The 17,203-nt window shown below is 67.8% G+C and carries 15 protein-coding genes; 9 read left to right on the top strand and 6 right to left on the bottom strand.

Annotated elements, in window-relative coordinates; translation table 11 throughout:
* Positions 1 to 112 precede the first annotated feature (112 nt).
* The 5 genes from QRM95_RS06765 (at position 113) to QRM95_RS06785 (ending at position 8,923) form a co-directional block, all read left to right on the top strand.
* Positions 113 to 2,227, top strand: a complete 2,115-nt coding sequence (locus QRM95_RS06765; RefSeq protein WP_285247036.1) for an Hsp70 family protein — start codon at positions 113 to 115, stop codon at positions 2,225 to 2,227.
* Between the two features lies 1 nt (position 2,228).
* On the top strand, positions 2,229 to 4,316 hold the full coding sequence (locus QRM95_RS06770; RefSeq protein WP_502934938.1) for a LuxR C-terminal-related transcriptional regulator: 2,088 nt from the start codon (positions 2,229 to 2,231) through the stop codon (positions 4,314 to 4,316).
* A gap of 166 nt (positions 4,317 to 4,482) precedes the next feature.
* A complete protein-coding gene (locus QRM95_RS06775; protein ID WP_285247038.1) occupies positions 4,483 to 5,460 on the top strand; it encodes an IniB N-terminal domain-containing protein in 978 nt (325 codons plus the stop codon).
* Positions 5,461 to 5,582: 122 nt separating this feature from the next.
* On the top strand, positions 5,583 to 7,433 hold the full coding sequence (locus QRM95_RS06780; RefSeq protein ID WP_285247199.1) for a dynamin family protein: 1,851 nt from the start codon (positions 5,583 to 5,585) through the stop codon (positions 7,431 to 7,433).
* Entirely contained in the window at positions 7,430 to 8,923 is a 1,494-nt protein-coding gene (locus tag QRM95_RS06785) for a dynamin family protein (protein WP_285247039.1), read from the top strand. The genes QRM95_RS06780 and QRM95_RS06785 overlap by 4 nt, the downstream gene beginning before the upstream one ends.
* On the opposite strand, the gene QRM95_RS06790 is transcribed toward QRM95_RS06785, so the two are convergent.
* Entirely contained in the window at positions 8,915 to 9,424 is a 510-nt protein-coding gene (locus QRM95_RS06790; protein WP_285247040.1) for a hypothetical protein, read from the bottom strand. The two genes, QRM95_RS06785 and QRM95_RS06790, sit on opposite strands and share 9 nt — an antisense overlap.
* A gap of 65 nt (positions 9,425 to 9,489) precedes the next feature.
* Positions 9,490 to 9,879, bottom strand: coding sequence for a PLD nuclease N-terminal domain-containing protein (locus tag QRM95_RS06795; RefSeq protein ID WP_285247041.1), 390 nt, complete (start codon positions 9,877 to 9,879; stop codon positions 9,490 to 9,492).
* A gap of 61 nt (positions 9,880 to 9,940) precedes the next feature.
* On the opposite strand from QRM95_RS06795, the gene QRM95_RS06800 reads away from it, so the two are divergent.
* Entirely contained in the window at positions 9,941 to 10,249 is a 309-nt protein-coding gene (locus QRM95_RS06800; protein WP_285247042.1) for a DUF4229 domain-containing protein, read from the top strand.
* On the opposite strand, the gene QRM95_RS06805 is transcribed toward QRM95_RS06800, so the two are convergent.
* The 4 genes from QRM95_RS06805 to QRM95_RS06820 all read right to left on the bottom strand — a co-directional run bounded on the left by QRM95_RS06805 (position 10,246) and on the right by QRM95_RS06820 (position 13,855).
* Positions 10,246 to 11,127: a 1,4-dihydroxy-2-naphthoate polyprenyltransferase gene (locus QRM95_RS06805; protein WP_285247043.1), complete on the bottom strand. Its 882-nt coding sequence runs from the start codon at positions 11,125 to 11,127 to the stop codon at positions 10,246 to 10,248. The two genes, QRM95_RS06800 and QRM95_RS06805, sit on opposite strands and share 4 nt — an antisense overlap.
* Before the next feature lie 75 nt (positions 11,128 to 11,202).
* A complete protein-coding gene (locus QRM95_RS06810) occupies positions 11,203 to 12,426 on the bottom strand; it encodes an AMP-binding protein (protein WP_285247044.1) in 1,224 nt (407 codons plus the stop codon).
* Positions 12,427 to 12,438: 12 nt separating this feature from the next.
* On the bottom strand, positions 12,439 to 13,392 hold the full coding sequence (locus tag QRM95_RS06815; RefSeq protein WP_285247045.1) for a 1,4-dihydroxy-2-naphthoyl-CoA synthase: 954 nt from the start codon (positions 13,390 to 13,392) through the stop codon (positions 12,439 to 12,441).
* A gap of 22 nt (positions 13,393 to 13,414) precedes the next feature.
* Positions 13,415 to 13,855 carry a VOC family protein gene (locus QRM95_RS06820; protein WP_285247046.1) on the bottom strand — a complete coding sequence of 147 codons (441 nt, stop codon included), beginning with the start codon at positions 13,853 to 13,855 and terminating at the stop codon, positions 13,415 to 13,417.
* 163 nt (positions 13,856 to 14,018) lie between these two features.
* Here QRM95_RS06820 and QRM95_RS06825 point away from each other — a divergent pair, with 163 nt between their 5' ends.
* The 3 genes from QRM95_RS06825 to QRM95_RS06835 are packed head-to-tail and all read left to right on the top strand — an operon-like array spanning position 14,019 to position 17,178.
* Complete coding sequence (locus tag QRM95_RS06825) at positions 14,019 to 15,296, top strand: extracellular solute-binding protein (RefSeq protein ID WP_285247047.1); 1,278 nt, start codon at positions 14,019 to 14,021, stop codon at positions 15,294 to 15,296.
* 4 nt (positions 15,297 to 15,300) lie between these two features.
* A complete protein-coding gene (locus QRM95_RS06830) occupies positions 15,301 to 16,242 on the top strand; it encodes a carbohydrate ABC transporter permease (RefSeq protein ID WP_285247048.1) in 942 nt (313 codons plus the stop codon).
* 3 nt (positions 16,243 to 16,245) lie between these two features.
* Positions 16,246 to 17,178, top strand: coding sequence for a carbohydrate ABC transporter permease (locus QRM95_RS06835; protein ID WP_285247049.1), 933 nt, complete (start codon positions 16,246 to 16,248; stop codon positions 17,176 to 17,178).
* Positions 17,179 to 17,203: the final 25 nt, after the last annotated feature.

A 17,203-nucleotide genomic window follows, 5' to 3' on the forward strand; every position in this document is an offset into this window, starting at 1 on the left:
ATAACCATTCGATGTAGCAACAGGGCTGTTCCCCGGTCCTCCGGAAATGCTACTTTGGTCAGGTTCCCTGTGATGAAGCTTGCAGGCGGATCACCAGCTTTCCGAGGTACCCATGGGCTACGCTCTCGCCGTCGACGTCGGAACCAGTTACACAGCGGCTGCCGTTGTCCGTTTCGACGAAGGTGCTTCGCCCCTCCCGGAGTGCCTGCCGTTAGGCCTCCGCGGAACGTCCGTGCCCTCCGTCGTGTACTACCCGGAGGAAGGCCCGATCCTGGTGGGGGAAGCCGCGGCGCGCCGCGGCCTCGATTCACCCGGCCGCGTCGTCAGGGAATTCAAGCGGCGCGTCGGCGACGACGTCCCGTTCGCCCTGGGCACCCTGACAGTACGGCCTGAAGATGTGTTCGCCACCGTGGCACGGTGGGTGGCAAACCGGGCGGCCGAACGCGAAGGCGCGCTTCCGGCGGCCATCTTCCTGACCCACCCGGCAGCCTGGGGGATCCACCGGCTGTCCGCCATCCGCGATGCCCTGGCCGCCCATGGCCTGGACAATGTCACGCTCCTTCCCGAACCCGAGGCTGCGGCCCTGCACTATGCCTCCCAAGTGCGGGTGGAGGACGGAAGCACCATCGCGGTGTACGACCTCGGCGGCGGGACCTTCGACACCGCCGTGCTGAGGAAATCCGGCGCCGGCAGCTTCGAGCTCCTGGGCCGCCCGGACGGCATCGAGGACCTGGGCGGCGCGGACTTTGACGCCGCCGTATTCCGCTACGTCGCACAGCACACCGGAACTGCGCTGACGGACCTCGACCCCGCCGACCCCGCCGTGATGGGCGCCCTGAGCCGGCTGCGGCGTGAATGCGTCGAGGCCAAGGAAGCGCTCTCTGCCGACAGCGAAGCCACCATCCCGGTGCTCCTGCCCGGAGTCCAGCAGCAGGTGCGGCTGGTGCGGGCCGAATTCGAGGCCCTGATCGAAGACCCCGTGCGGGACACGGTGGACGCGCTGGAACAATCCCTGTCCAGGCTCCACCTTGAACCCGCCGACCTGTCCGCGGTGCTCCTGATAGGTGGCTCGTCCCGGATTCCCTTGGTGGCCCAGCTGGTGTCCGAACAACTGGGCCGGCCCATCGCGGTAGACGCCGATCCGAAATCCTCCATCTGCCTCGGGGCTGCCGTCGCGGCCGCCCTGGCACACTCAGCTGACGCCACTGCCCTGGCCGCAGCGTCCGGGCCTGTTGCCGAGGCAGCCGGGGTCCCGTCCGGCGTCGTCCCTGTCCCTGCGGCACCGGGCGTGTCCGGCGCCCCGGTCAGGCCCAGCTGGTCACGCCGGCATGCGACGACGGCGGGGGCCTTGGTGGGGACGGGCCGGCTTCCCGGAGTACGGGGCGGCCGAAGGGGTGCGCACGCCCCGAGACCGACGGTCCGCGTCACGGCGGTCGCCGCCGCTGCGGCCATCCTGACGGTCCTGACGGCCACGGCCGCGCAAAGTCCGGACGGGTTGGGGAACCTGACTGCGATGTTCGTCCCGCAGGCAGGGGCAGACACCGGAGCTTCCGGTCCGGGAGCGGCCACCGGTCCGGCGGGGACCGAAGCCCCGGGCGCCGGGGGAACTGCTGTCGCGGTGAACCCGCAGCCGCTGGCCGGGATCGAGGCCGTTGCGAAAAAGCCGCTCGCGCCGCAGGCGGGCCTGGACGTTTCCGCCTCTCCCACCAGCAAACAACAGGAGTTGGGACGTACGGCAACCACGGGCGCCGGTGCAGCCGGTGCAGCCGATGGTGCCACGGCCGGGGGTGCCCCGGCAGGGACCGGGACGGCCGGAACGGGAGTGGTGCCTGAATCCGTGACCGTGGATCCCGCCCCGCCACCGGACACCGCCCCGCCCGGCAGTACGGCCCCCGGGACGGGAACTGCCACGCCGTCAGACACCGCGACACCGTCGGAGACCGCGCCGCCGAGTACCACCACCGAACCCACGCCGGTTTCCGGTTCCACGAGCCCCACCGATCCGCCCACCTCGGCTGCACCCCCGCCCACGCCGCTCTCAACGGCGGTGCCCACCACCACCGGGGCCTCGGACCCGGCCACCGAGCCCATCGTGTCCCCGACATCCGTAGACCTGACGCCGGTGCCGGCCACCGCCCCTTCCCCCACGCCGGAGGAAACAAACCCCACGACCACGCCCACTGATGCAGCCGTAGCGACGGCTCCGACGACGTCCCCGGCGGCCTGATATGGACGGGCACCTGCAGCGTGTGGAACGGTCCGGATCCCTGCACGCTGCGCTGGAGCACCCGGGGCACCCGCCCCATCCCGCGGAATTAATGCCCACACAGTTGAAGGGGGCCAACGCGGCAGTCCGCGAACTGCTGCTGGCGCTCTCCGTGGGCTTCGCATTGCCCGGTCCGCTTCCGGCAGGCCTTCAGCACAAAGTTGGCAGGGGAGCCGTGGACAACCTTGACGCCCTGGTGGACCGCGCCGAGTCAGCGGGTCTGCTGATGCCGGACGGCTCGGTGGTGGGCCCGGTCCGGCACGCCCTGCTGGCCGTTACCCCGACCGCCAAGATCCAGGCCCTCCAGCGGGAACTCGTAACCGTCTTCACGTCCGCAGGACAACCGCTCGGAACCATTGCCCGGGAACTGGCACGGGGAGGCCTCGCAGATCCGCGCGTAGCCAGGGAACTGGAGCAGGCCGCAGATACCGCGCTGCAGGATGACCCCAGGCTCGCCTCGCAGCTCTACGAAGAGGCCCTCCTCGCCGGAGCCGATCCCCTGGCAACAGCAGCCCGGCGCGCACAGGCCGCAGCCGGAGACGGGGAACTCGACGCCGCGGCGCGGATCATCGACACCCTCCTGGTCAGCACAGACCCTCCGGACGTACGCCGCGGCGTTGACGTGGCCGCTTCCGTGTGGGCGCAGCGGGGAATGCTGGCCCGCGCCGGCGACGTCTACAACTGGCTGGGCACCGAGCGCGTGGGGGCATCCGCGCCGCTGGCCGCCGTCGCCATCCTGGGGACCGGAGACCTCAAGGGCGCGGAAGCCTTCTTCCCGCCGGGAGCCCCGCAGGCCTCCCCGACCCTCCTCGCGTCCGCACTGCTCCAGACCGGCCAGGGGATCCTCGCCTCCCTGGGGGAGAAACCGCAACAAGGAATCGCGGTACTGATCCATGCCTCGGACCTGCTGAACTCGGCCGGCATGGCGCTTCCGTTGCCGGAAACACCCGGTGCACTGGCCGCACTGCTGGCCCTGCACAGCGGGGAGCCGCACCTGGCGGAGACCGTATGCCGGGCAGCCGTGGCGGCGGGCCAAGGGGGCAGCGCCGCCCAGCCCAGGCTCCTGCTGATCCAGGCCTGGGCGGCCATGATGCAGGACAAACCCGAGGAGGCGCGGCTGGCTGCCACGGAGGCCGCCAAGATCAACCACTGGCCGCTGGTCCCGCGTGACGAATTCCTCAGCGCGGCGCTTGACGTGGGGCTGGCCCGCAGGAATGGCGAGGTTCCGGAGCTCCTCCGGGCCTGGGAACGCGCCCGCGAGGCCATGCTGCACACCTCCGTGGACCTCTACAGCCTGCTGCCCTGGGGCGAGCTCCTCATTGCTGCGTCCCGGCTGCGGGAGACGCGCCGCGTTGCGCATTACGTGGACGAGGCGTGGAAGCTGCTCGGCCGCCTGGGGGAACCTTCCTTGTGGGCTGTACCACTGCACTGGGCCGCGGTACAGGCCGCTCTGCTGAACGAGAGCCCCGCCGACCTCGCTCCACACGCGACGGCGCTGGCCAAGGCCTCGACCCACAGCCACCTCGCCGCCATCCTGGCTGCCGCTGGCAAGGCCTGGGTTTCGGTGCTGGCCGGGAGGTTCCGGCCCGCCGAAGTCGAGGGTGCGGCCCGTCTGCTGGGTGGGGTGGGGATGCCATGGGAGGGAGCACGCCTCGCCGGGCACGCTGCCGCGCGGGCAGAGGACCGCAGGGACATGATGCGCCTGCTGGCCTGCGCCCGGGACCTCCACCCGCAGGGCGGCCCGGCCGGGACGCCTGAAGTGCCGGCAGGAACCAGCGCCGAGACCGGCGGAAAGGGCCAGCCTGACGCCTCGGGACTGAGCGAGCGGGAGAAGGAAGTGGCCAGGCTGGTGCTGGAAGGCAAGACCTACCGGGAGATCGGGGAGTCCATCTACATTTCGCCCCGGACGGCCGAGCACCACATCGCCCGCATCAGGCGGCGGCTGGGGGCCGAGAACCGCTCCGACCTGCTGGCCCGCCTGCGCCTTGCCCTCGGTACGGACAATTCCGCGCCGGCCAAACCCCAGCACCTGCATCCGCGGCAGGAATGAAACCCCTAATGCCCCTAGCGCCGGGGGTGCCCGAACCCCGCATCCACGCCCGCCGTTAGGGGGAATGAGCCCGATGCCCCGTGCACGGCTGCGAACCTAGGTTTGAACCAGCCCGGGTCCTGCACCCGTCGATCCGAAACTCGAAGAAGATGTGAGGAGCACGCAGATGCCAACACTCGCGAACGACCTCGTGCAGTTCCTCATGAACCTCTTCGGCGACCGGGAAGCAGTCCAGGCTTTCCTGGACAACCCGGAAAGGGCGCTGGCAGACCACGGATTGGGCAACGTGTGTTCGGCCGATGTGGACGCCGCCATGCCTGTTGTTCTCGATTATGCCCCGATCACGGTCAACGCTTCCTCTTTCGAGCGGAGCTACAGCGCCGGCGGCAGCGGCCCGTGGACCGGGCCCGCGGGCCCCGCGGCAGGGCAAGGCGGCCATGGCGCGGGCTACGGCGGTGCCGGCTACGACCCTGACGACCACGCCTACGCGGTCCAGCAGCTCCACCACGTGGTGGACCACTTCTCCTACACCGCCGGCGCCACCATCGTCGATGAGCGGGCCACCATCTCAGGCCAATCCGCGCCACAGAACGTCTGGGCCCACGGGGACGCGGAACAGTGGTTCGACAACGAGGTTCCGATGGCACCGGGTGACCACGCGGCTATGGCCTCAGTCCATGCCCCCGCCGTGTTCGGCGACGCCGGCCTTGGGGACCCGGCCATTGGGGACCCGGGTAACGGAGGTTCAGGTCCTGGGGACACCGGCCTGGTGGACGCAGGTCCCGGGGACGCCGGCGTCGCGAACGACCCCTGGGACGATCACGGTGGGCTGTCCGGCTCCTTGGCCGCCGGGCCCGGGCCCGACCCGGATGATTCATCCGCCGGGGAACCCGGTCATGCCGACCACGCCTTGGAGGCCGGCCTTTTCCCACCTGCGGGCGGGCCGTTCAGCGATCCTTCCGGCTATGGCTCCGCGGCGCTGGATGCACACCTGGACGACTCCTTCCAGGACAACGCAGCCACCAGCCTGGCCGGGGACAACCAGCTCGATTTCGCCGAGGATAACCCTGCCCACCCCGACACGGACCTGGAGGCCCACCACATCATCGAGATCCCGGTGGTTGACGACTCAGCCGGGCTGTAACACGCTGGTGCCGGAAAGGTAAACCGGCGGGCAGGAGGCGTCCACCTCCCGCCCGGGACATTGGGTACTGGAACGAAGGACGCGCCGTGGCAGAAGCAGGACCCGCAAGGCCCCCTGGCCCCATGACGGCGGGCCAGCTCATGACGCTGGTTGAGCAGGGCCTGCAGCTGGTGGGGAGCGGGGACCGCCCGGACCTGCGGAAGAGGCTGGAGCAGGCCGTGGTCCGGCTGCAGGATCCAAGCATCAGGGTGATCGTGGTGGGGGAGTTCAAACAGGGCAAGAGCAAGCTCATCAATGCCTTGGTGAACGCCCCCGTATGTCCGGTGGACGATGACATTGCCACTTCTGTTCCCACGGCAGTCCGGTACGGGGATCCGGCGTCTGCCGCCATCCTGGTTCCCTCGACCGGCACTCCCGACGCCGGGGAGGAGGGCCTCGAACGCCGTCCAGTGGACCTGGCGGAGCTGCCCGCCCTCGTCTCCGAGCAAGGCAACCCGGGCAACAGCAGGAAGCTCACGGCCGCGGAGGTCTGCCTGCCCAGGCGGGTCCTGACCGGCGGTCTCACCATCATCGATTCCCCGGGGGTGGGCGGCATGGGGTCGACCCACACGCTGACTACGCTCACCGCACTTCCCACGGCCGATGCCATGCTGCTGGTCTCGGATGCGTCCCAGGAATACACCGAACCCGAGCTCCGCTTCCTGCGAAAGGCCATGCGGATCACTCCCAGCGTGGCAGCGGTGCTTTCCAAGACGGACCTCTACCCGGACTGGCGGCGCGTGGAGGAGCTGGACAGGGCACATCTTGACCACGTGGCACCCGACATTCCGCTGTTCCCCGTGTCCGCGGACCTCCGGCTGGAGGCCTCGCGGCTCCAGGACAACGAGCTCAATGCCGAATCCGGCTATCCCGCCCTGGTAGCGCACCTGCGCAACGAGGTCGTGGCGAAGGCCCAGCGCCTCCAGCGGCGCTCCGTCAGCCAGGACCTGCTCTCGGTCACCGCGAACCTCCGGTTGTCCCTGCAGTCCGAGCTGGAGGCCCTGGAGAATCCGGACGGGACCCCGTACATGCTCGAGGCGCTGGAACACGCCAAAGCCGAAGCCGACGAACTGCGGAAACGCTCCGCCCGCTGGCAGCTGACCCTCAGTGACGGCATCAACGACCTTATTGCCGACATGGAGTACGACCTCAGGGACCGTCTGCGCCGGATCCAACGCGAAGCCGAGGCCGCGATCGACCAAGGCGATCCCGGGCCGGTCTGGGCCGAGTTCTCCCAGTGGCTCGAAGAATGCGTTGCGGCAGCGGTTTCCGACACGTTCGTCTGGACCAGCGAACGGTCCCAATGGCTCGCGGCCCAAGTGGCAGAGCACTTTGCCGCGGACGAGGTCTCCTTGCCGGTCCTGCACGTCTCCGACGCGGGGGACGCCCTCGACCCGGTAGACCAGATGCCCGGGTTGGATCCCGGCCGGGTGAACCCGGTCCAGAAGGTCCTGATCGGCATGCGCGGGTCCTACGGTGGCGTGCTGATGTTCGGCCTCCTCACCGGGATCTTCGGGATGGCCCTGATCAATCCGCTCTCCGTAGGAGCCGGCCTGCTGCTGGGACGCAAGGCCTACCGGGAAGACAAGGAAGCGCGGCTGAAACGCCGCCAGGGCGAAGCTAAAACCCTGGTCAGGCGCCAGCTCGACGACGTGACGTTCCAGGTGGGAAAGCAACTCAAAGACAGGCTGCGCCTGGTCCAGCGGACCACGCGGGACCACTTCACCGAAATCGCCGACGAATACCACCGCTCCCTGTCGGACTCCGTGGCGGCAGCCCAAAAAGCCGCCAACTCCTATGCCCAGGAGAAGGAAGGCCGCATCCGCGACATCAGGACCGAGCTCAAGAAGGTGGAGGCGTTGCATCGGGCCGCCGAAGCTGTAGCCGCCGAGGTAAGCGCCTCCGGCGTCCGCACCGCCGCGGGGGTGGGATGACAGCGGCCACCATGGCCGGGGCGGCGAAGCTCATCCGGGACACCCTGGAGGCCTACGGCGACGACCGGGAAGCCGCCGTGATGCTGGAGGGCTATGCCCGGCGCCTGGCCGAGCCACTCAGGATCGCCGTGGCGGGCATGGTCAAAGCAGGGAAATCAACCCTCCTGAACGCCATCATCGGCGAAGAAATCGCTCCCACGGACACCGGCGAATGCACCAGGATCGTCACGTGGTACCGGCACGGGCCCACGCCCCGCATCACGCTGTTCCCCTTCAACGGGGAGCCCCGAAACCTGCCGTTGAAACGCGTGAACGGTCGCCTGGTCTTCGTCCTGGACGGGACGCGTGCGGAGGAAGTGGAAAAGCTCGAGGTCGAATGGCCGGCACCGGCACTGCAGGGCATGACCCTGATCGACACCCCGGGGATCGCATCCCTGTCCCGGGACGTGTCCGCACGAAGCCTGGCGTTCCTCACGCCGGAGGATTCGGCGTCGGAAGCTGACGCCGTCGTCTACCTGATGCGCCACCTGCACGCGTCGGACCTCCGGTTCCTCGAGTCCTTCCGTGACACCCGGGCCGGCCGCTCCGGCACGGTCAATGCCATCGCGGTGCTGTCGCGGGCCGATGAAGTCGGGGCCGGCCGGATTGACGCCCTGATCTCCGCGGGCATCATCGCGGAGAGGTACAGCCGCGACCCCAACCTGCGGAAACTGGCGCTGGCGGTGGTCCCGGTGGCCGGACTCCTGGCACAGAGTGCCCGCACCCTGCGCCAAGCGGACTTCGAGGCCTTGCGCCTGCTGGCAGGCCTTGACCGGGCCGTCCGTGAATGGATGCTGCTTTCCGCCGACAGGTTCCGCCGGGCCAGCGAACCCGCGGGACTGACGGAGGAGGCACGGGCGGCCCTCCTGGAGCGGTACGGGCTGTTTGGCATCCGGCTGGCTTCGGTCCTCATCCGGAACGGGTTCACGGAAGCCACACCCCTCGCCCATGAGCTTGCCCGGCGCAGCGGACTGGATCCCCTGCTGGATGTGCTGGACCGCCAGTTCCAGGCGAGGTCCGAGGCACTGAAGGCCAGGACCGCGCTGGCGGCTGTGGAGAACCTCCTGTCCAGCCGCCCCCGCGAGGGGACGGAGCGCCTGGCGGCCGCCCTGGAACGGCTCCAGGCCAACGCCCACGAGATCCGGGAGCTCCAATTGCTCGCGGTGTTGCGGACCACGGGCGTTGACCTGCCACCGGAACTGGGTGCGGAAGCTGAACGGCTCGTCGGCGGCAGCGGTGCGGCCTCCTGGGTGCGGTTGGGCCTGGACGCCGGTTCCCGTCCCGAGGTGCTGGCGGCAGAGGCCCGGCGGTACCTGGCACGCTGGCGCGGGGTGGCCGAGAGCCCACTGACCGGAAGGCAGGCCGCGGAGGCATGCCGGGTGGTGATCCGCAGCTGCGAGGGCGTGGTGGCCGCGTGCGACGGCGGCAACCGCCAGCCGCGGTCAGCCTAGGGAGCGTCCTTGGTGCAGCCAGGCACCGGCCGGCGGCAGGAAGAGCAGTACCAGTCCGCCGAACGCCAGGGCCACGCCGGCCACCCACAGCATCACCACATAGCTGCCGGCCGCGCCGGTGGGGACCAGGAAGACGGACGCCAGCAGCAGCACAGGCAAGTGGCTGGCCAGCAGCGGAAGCAGGACCCAACGGGCCCAGGGCCGCCGGCTCAGGACCGCAGCCAAGGCCAACGCCTCCAGGAGCGTGACCAGCAGCAGGGCGCCCATGCTTCCCCAAAAGACGATGTCTGCGGCGGTACCTGCGGGCGCCACGCCGCCACGGGCCGCCGCGTCCGCCACCACGGCGCGGAGGCGCTGCAGGTTCGAATCGCGGGCCACGAAGGAGCCGGCCAGCACGGTAAGTCCGGCGAGGAAGCTGAGGACCCAGAGGGTCCGGGCAGTCCTGACGATTCGGGGCAGGGAAGGGATGGCCGGGATGGGCGGCGGTGCGGACCAGGACATCCCAGGCCGAGGTGGAGGAAGGGACAGGCGCTGCTCGTCTCCTCCGGGCGGGGACGTCATGGCCCCTATTTCAGTCCGTCGGTGTCGTGTTCGTCGGTGTCGTGCCGGGGTTTCCGGTCGGCGTCCTTGGCCTTGGCGTCCAATTCATCCTTTAGCTTCTTGAGCCGCTCAGCCTCGGCCTGGGTGCGGCGCCGGGCCTCCAGGTTGCGCAGGAAGTCGGGATCGTCGTCGGGAGCGGTGGGGTGGGGGTAGCTCGGCCGGGGCTGCGCGGTGCCGCGCGGCCTGCCGATCAGCAACCACAGGATGGCGCCCAGGACGGGCAGGATGATCTGGACGATAATCCACGCCGGTTTGGAAATGCCCCGGGTCAGGCGGCCCTCGGTACGGATCACGTCCACCAGGCCATACACAAAGATGACGAGGACTGCGACGGCCAAAGCCACACGGAAGAGCATGCCATCAAGTCTATCGTCAGGACGCGCAGGGGCCGCGGGCGGAGGCGGCTAAACTTGAATAGTGGCCTTTTTGAAATATTCCCTGATCCGGCTCGCGATCTTCGTGCCCCTGTTCGTCCTGTTCGCGTTCCTGCAGGTCGGGGTGCTGATGTCCGTGGTCTGCGCCGCGCTCATCGCCTTCGCCATCAGCTACCTGTTCTTCCAGAAGCAGCGGGACGCTGCCACCGCAGCCCTGCAGCACCGCTTTTCCGGAAAGGCCAAGCCGCTTCGCTCGGCCGGGGAAATCCAGGACGCGAATGCCGAGGACGCCCTTCTCGATGCCAACCCCGACATCACGATCAACAACGCCAAGGGCAAAAAGAACGCCTAGAACCCGTGGCTGAGGATCAACCCCAGTGAGAACAAAATGCTGTAACCGAGGTTGATCAGCCCGGTCTGCTTAAGGACCGGGATCAGGCTCTTGCGCTTGCGCCCATTGATCATCAGCCAGGCCGGCATCAGGCAGGCCGGGATGAGCAGCAGCACGATCAGGATCCATGGCCGGCCGGGGGCCAGGATCACCACCAGCAGGATGGCGACGGCCAGCATCAGGACGTAGCTTTCGCGCGCATGCTTGTCTCCGAGCCGCACGGCGAGGGTCTTCTTGCCGGCCTGCATGTCAGTGGGAATGTCCCTGACGTTGTTGGCCATCAGCAGCGCCGTGGCGATCAGCCCGGTGCCGATCGCGCCGATGACTGCGGGCAGGCTGATGTGCCCGGCCTGCGTGTAGGTGGTGCCCAAGGTGGCCACCAGGCCAAAGAACACGAAGACGAAAAGGTCGCCGAGGCCCATGTAGCCGTAGGGGTTCTTGCCGCCCGTGTAGCCCCAGGCGGCCATGACGCAGCCCAGCCCCACCAGGATCAGCCACCACGCCTGGGTCAGGACCACCAAGGCCAGGCCGAAAACCATGGCCAGGGCAAACGTGCCGAACGCGGCCCACTTCACGTGCTCAGGCCTGGCGGCGCCCGAACCCACCAGCCGCAATGGCCCCACGCGGTCGTCGTCGGTTCCGCGGATGCCGTCGGAGTAGTCGTTGGCGAAGTTCACGCCCACTTGCAGCAGGAGTGCCACCAGGGCCGCGAGGAGGGCGTTGGGCAGCAGGAACGAGTCCATTTCGTAGGCGGCGGCGGTGCCGATCAGCACGGGCGCGATTGCTGCCGGAAGTGTCCGGAGTCGGGCGCCTTGGATCCATTGGGCGGCTGTGGCCACGGTTAGTACCTCGTGTTGTTTCGATATGACGGCAGGATGGAGCGGGCGCACCCGCCGCGGTGGTGCAGGTCCACTCTACTTTCCCTTGTGCAGGGCACTGAGTTCCGCGGTCATGGCGAGCCGGTCGGGTTTGCCGTTCGGCAGCATCCGCAACTCCGGCGCGGTGAGCACGGTCTTGGGTGCCAGGACCCCCAATTCGCGCTGCCACTGCTTTTGAAGCTCGACGCCGGGTTCCCCGGCGTGCTGCCCGGCGCCGGCCTTCGCCGTGTCGCCGTGCCCGGAGGCGCCGCCCCCGGCAAGGGCCACGTAGGCGGCCACGGCCTGGCCCCATTCCGCGGAGGGGACGCCGGCCACGAAAGCCGAGGAGACGGCGTCGGACTGTTCCAGCTGCTCCTGCACGTGCGCGGCGGAAACCTTGATACCGCCGGTGATGATGACGTCGTCGGCCCGGCCCAGCACGGTGAGGCGGCCGTCGTCGTCAATGGAGCCGAGGTCGCTGGTGCGGTACCAGCGCACGCCGTCTTCCTCGAAGAACGTCCCGGTTTCTTCATCCGGTGCCTCGATGTAGCCGGCGGCCACCGTGTCCCCGCCCAGGAGGATCCGGCCGTCCGCGGCCACGCGGACGGAGACGCCTTCCAAGGGGTAGCCGTCGTAGATGCAGCCGCCGGAGGTCTCGGCGGAACCGTAAGTGGTGATCACCCGCACGCCGGCGTCCCGGGCAGCTGCCAGCAGGGACTGCGGCGCCGGGGCGCCGCCCAGAAGGATGGCATTGAACCGGCGGAGCACCGCGAGGGTTTCCGGCGACGGGTCCTCCAGGAGCCGCTGGAGCTGGGTGGGAACCAGGGAGGTGAAGCGGATTTTGTCAGTCAGTTCCAGCGCTGCGGCGGTGAAGGCCTCCGGCGTGAAGCCGCCGGACATGTCCATGACCCAGGGCCGGGTCCCGGCGAACAGGGACCGCACCAGAACCTGGATTCCGGCAACGAACTGCACGGGGAGGGCCAGCAACCACTGCCCCTCTCCCTTGAGCCGCAGCGCCGTGGCCATGGAGGAGGCCGCCAGGGATTCCACCGTCAACAGCGTCGCCTTGGGGGTACCGGTGGATCCGGACGTGCGGACCACGGCCACTGCGTCGTCGCAGCCGGGGGTTTCCACGTGCCCCACCACCAGCCCGCCGTCTGCCCCGACGGAGAGTTCGACGGCGGGGCCCTCGCCGTGGAGGGCGGCCGCGAGGGCTTTCAGGGCGGGTTCGATATTGAGGGGGCCGCCGGTGCCGGGGGCCGGTGATTCGTCGCTGTTCATTGCCGTCCCTTCTTAGAAATAGTGGGGGAAGCGTGACCAGTCGGGGTCGCGTTTTTGCAGGAAGGCTTCTTTTCCTTCCACCGCCTCGTCGGTCATGTAGGCCAGCCGGGTCGCCTCGCCGGCAAACACCTGCTGGCCTGCCAGGCCGTCATCGGCCAGGTTGAAAGCAAACTTCAGCATGCGGATGGCCTGCGGCGACTGCCGGGCGATGTCCGCCGCGTATTCCAGGGCCACTTCTTCCAGCCGCGGGTGGTCCACTGCCTCGTTTACCGCGCCCATCCGAACCATGTCTTCAGCGGAATATTCACGGGCCAGGAAGAAGATTTCGCGGGCGGTCTTCTGTCCCACCTGCCGCGCGAGCAGCGCCGACCCGTAGCCGGCGTCGAAACTGCCCACCGTGGCGTCGGTCTGCTTGAACTTGCCGTGCTGCCGGGACGCGATGGTGAGGTCTGAAACGACGTGCAGGGAGTGCCCGCCGCCGGCCGCCCAGCCGTTGACGACGGCGATGACCACCTTGGGCATGGTCCGCATGAGCCGCTGGACTTCCAGGATGTGGAGGCGTCCGGCACGGGCGGGGTCGATGGTCTCCTGGGTCTCGCCGTCGGCGTAACGGTACCCGTCGCGGCCCCGGATCCGCTGGTCGCCGCCCGAGCAGAAGGAGTGGCCGCCGTCCTTGGGGGAGGGGCCGTTGCCGGTGAGCAGCACGGTGGCGACGTCCGGGGTCATGCGGGCGTGGTCCATGGCGCGGTACAGCTCGTCCACGGTGCCCGGACGGAACGCGTTGCGGACCTCCGGCCGGTTGAACGCAATGCGGACCGTGGGCAGGTCACGCACCCAGCCGCCGTCGGAATCCCGCTCCACCTGCCGGTGGTAGGTCATGTCCTGGAAGTCCTCGAAGCCGGAAACCACCCGCCAGCGCGTGGGATCGAAGACGTCGGACACCGGGGCTGGGATCTGGTTGCTCACCGTCCAAGTCTAGTAATCGGCGTCAGCTGATGCAGAACTCGTTGCCCTCGGGGTCCGCCATGGTGTGCCAGGAATGCGGCCCCTGCCCCGCCGTCCAGAGGAAAGTGGCGCCGCGCTCCTCGAGTTCGCGCCGCACCTCGTCCTTGTCCCGGCCGTCCAGCCGCACGTCCCAGTGCACGCGGTTCTTCACGGTTTTCTGCTCGGGGGCGGTCTGGAACAGCATGCGACGGGCGGGGGCTTTGGCTTCTATTTCCTCGGGCGGCCGGATGGCGGCGCCGTCCTTCCATACGAGGTTTCCGCGGTGCGTCATGGTCTGGTCCCCGGTGGCGTATCCCTGCTCGATCATGGAACGGATGAAGCCGGCATCCTGTGGTTCCACAGCCCACTGCAGGGTTTCCGCCCACCAGTCGGCGAGCTCATGCGGGTTTGACGAGTCGATCACGATTTGGATATTCAGTCCCATCCGTCCACGGTAAGGGCGGCCGCGGAGTTGGGGAAGGGGCTGATGCGGATGTGCGGCCCAGCCCGACAATATCCAAAAGTATTCTTGACAATATGTCATGACATAGGTCACAGTTTCTAGCGGAAAGGGTTTTCCCAGCGATCGCGAGAGACAGGACAGAGCATTGTCAGAGACGACAAGAATCTCCAGCATTACCCGCCGCCAGTTTGGGCTGACGGCCTTCGGACTGTCGGCCCTGGCTGCCGGCCTCACCGCCTGCAGCGGAGGCGGGGGAGGGAGCTCCTCGGACGGCGGCGCCAAGACGCTGCAGCTTATCCTGTCCGGCGACACCAACCAGGGCGGTGCGTTCGCGGCCGCCGCCAAAAAGTACAAGGAAGCCACCGGGATCACCATCGAGGTGGTCGACGTCCCCACCGCTGACATCACCACCAAGCTGAAAAACGCCGCCACGGCGAACGACCTCCCGGCCTTGGCCAGGGTTACCGCCATCGACCCGCTGTGGGCCAACCAGCTCCAGGACCTCACGGACATTGCCACGTCGCACGCCATCGACCCGAACTTCCTGCAAAAATCGCCGGACGGCATCCTTCCGGCCATCCCTTCGGACCTGACCGCCGTGGGCCTCTTCATCAACAAGAGTCTGTTCACCAAGGCCGGCGTCGTCTTCCCCACGTCGATCGACACCACCTGGACCTGGGATGAGTTCATCGCAGCCGTGAGCCAGGTCCGCGAGAAGGCGGGCGCCAAGTACGGCGTGGTGATGGACCGCTCCGGCCACCGCCTGCGGGCCATGATGTACGAATTCGGCAGCACGGCCTTCGCCAAGGAAAACGGCAAGTACACCGGCGACAGCAAAGCCGTGGAAACGCTGGACTACTTCAAGAAGATCAACGACGACCAGACCATGCCCAAGTCCGTCTGGCTCAGCGGCGAGGACGGGAACGCCATGTTCAAGAGCGGCCAGGTGGCCGCCTACTACTCCGGCAGCTGGCAGGTGGCGGACTTCAACAAGAACATCAAGGACTTCGAGTGGCTGTCCGTTCCGCTGCCCAAGAAGGCCGTCAACGCCACCAACCTCGGCGGCGGCTTCATGGTCGCCTTCAAGGACACCGGCGCAGATGAGGAAGCCAAGAAGTTCATCGACTGGTTCTACAACGACGCCAACTACACCGAGTTCGCCAAGACGGGCGGCTACCTGCCCGTCAAGGACCTGAAAGTGGACTACCCGTTCCAGCAGGCATCGTTCGAGCTCTACCAAAAGCAGATCGCCGGCAACCAGGCGAAGGGGGACAACGCCATCAAGCGCGTGGTCATCGAGGCGTATGCAGAGACCCCGTTCTCCGGCGATCCGCTCCGGGAGGAGACCGTCAAGATGCTCTCCGGCAGCCAGGACGCCAAGACCACGGTGGACAACATCGTGAAGCTCTACAACGGGGCCTGATCCCGTGGCACAACCAACCATCACTCCGACGGCGCCCCCGGCACCCCAGGCAGGGCCGGTCCGAAGCAAGTCGGCGTTGAAGCGCCGTAACCGCTACGTCATCGCGCCGCTGGTCCTCATCGGCGTCAACGTGGTGCTCTTCCTGGTGTTCTTTGTTTGGCCGGGAGCGCTGGGCATGCTGTACTCCTTCACGGACTACCGCGGAATCGGCAAGCTGCACTTCATCGGCCTGGCCAACTTCCAGAAGCTCTTCGCGGACGGCTCGTTCTACGCCGCCCTGGGCCGGACCTTCGTGTACACGGTCCTGTCGGTCCCGCTGGTCTACGTCTGCTCCCTGGGCGTGGCCGCGCTGCTCGTCAGCAAAGCCGTCCGCGGACGCACGGCGGCAAAGACCGTGATCTTCCTGCCCTGGCTCATTTCGCCCATCGTGGTGGGCGTCATCTGGAAGTGGCTGTTCGGCCAGGACTTCGGGTTCATCAACTTCCTGATCTCCGGCCTCGGCGGCAATCCACTGCCATGGTCCAGCGACGGCAACCTGGCCCTCGCCGTGGTGATCTTCGCTTCGGCGTGGGGCGGCACCGCCTTCAACATGCTGCTGTTCATCGCCGCGCTGAAGAACATTCCGGAATCCCTGCTGGAGGCCGCGGAACTCGATGGTGCCAACGCCTGGCAACGTTTCCGGCACGTCACCCTGCCGGGCATCGCGCCGACGTCGTTCATGGTCATCCTGCTCTCCACCATCCACGCTATGAAGGAATTCGCCATGATCCAGGCGCTGACCGGCGGCGGCCCCGGAACGCAGAACACGCTGATCGTGCAGTACATCTACAAAACCGGTTTTGAGCAGTCAAAGGTGGGCTACGCCAGCGCCGCCTCCATGGTGCTGATGGTGGTCCTGCTGGCCATCGCGCTCATCCAGCTGCGGTTCAACAGGAAGAAGGGCTGACCCATGGCAACAGCTGCCAACCTGCCTCCGGCGGTAGCGGAGGAGCACGCCCCACCAACCCTGAAGGCCCCGGCTCCACGCCGCAGGGACGGCCGCGCCCAGCCGGGCAACCGGGAGATCCGGGCCAAGGCCTCCATTCCCCTGACCCTGCTGATGTGGGTAATCGCCGCCATCTACGCGCTTCCCCTGCTCTGGTTCCTGCTCAGCTCGTTCAAGCCCGGCAGCGAACTCTTCAGCTACCCGCTGTCCATGATTCCCCGGGAATGGACCTTCCAGGGTTTCGTGGACGCATGGGAACGGGTGGACTTCGCGCAGTACTTCCTGAACACCGCCACGGTGTCCATCACCACCACGGTGCTGACGGTCTTCTTCAGCGCCTGCACCGGTTATGCGCTGGCCAAGTACAACAACAAGGGCGCCAGGCTGTTCTTCGTATGCATCCTGGCCACCACCATGCTGCCCACCGAGGTAATCCTGAACCCCACGTTCTCGGTAATCCGGGACCTGGGCCTCTACAACTCACTGGCAGGCATCATCGTCCCGTCGGTGCTCACGGCCACCGGGGTGTTCATGTTCCGCCAGTTCTTCCTCACGGTTCCGGATGACCTGCTGCACTCCGCCAGGATCGACGGTGCGGGCGAGCTGGCCATCTTCTTCCGGATCATGCTCCCGATGTCCAAGCCCATCCTGTTCACACTGGCCATCTTTTCCTTCCAGTGGCGGTGGAACGACTACATCTGGCCCCTGATCGTGCTCAACGACCCCAAGTGGTACACCCTGCAGGTGGCGCTGCGGAGCATCGTGGGGGCGGAAAACATCGACTGGCCGGTGCTCCTGGGGGCCTCGGTGATTTCGCTCCTGCCGCTGGTCCTGGTGTTCTTCGTCTTCCAGAAATACGTGCTCAACGCGGACGTCAGCGCCGGGCTGAAAGATTAGGACGGTCCCGCCACGGCGGGCCGGT

The sequence above is a fragment of the Pseudarthrobacter sp. efr-133-R2A-89 genome (assembly GCF_030209315.1).
Classification (GTDB): Bacteria; Actinomycetota; Actinomycetes; order Actinomycetales; family Micrococcaceae; genus Arthrobacter.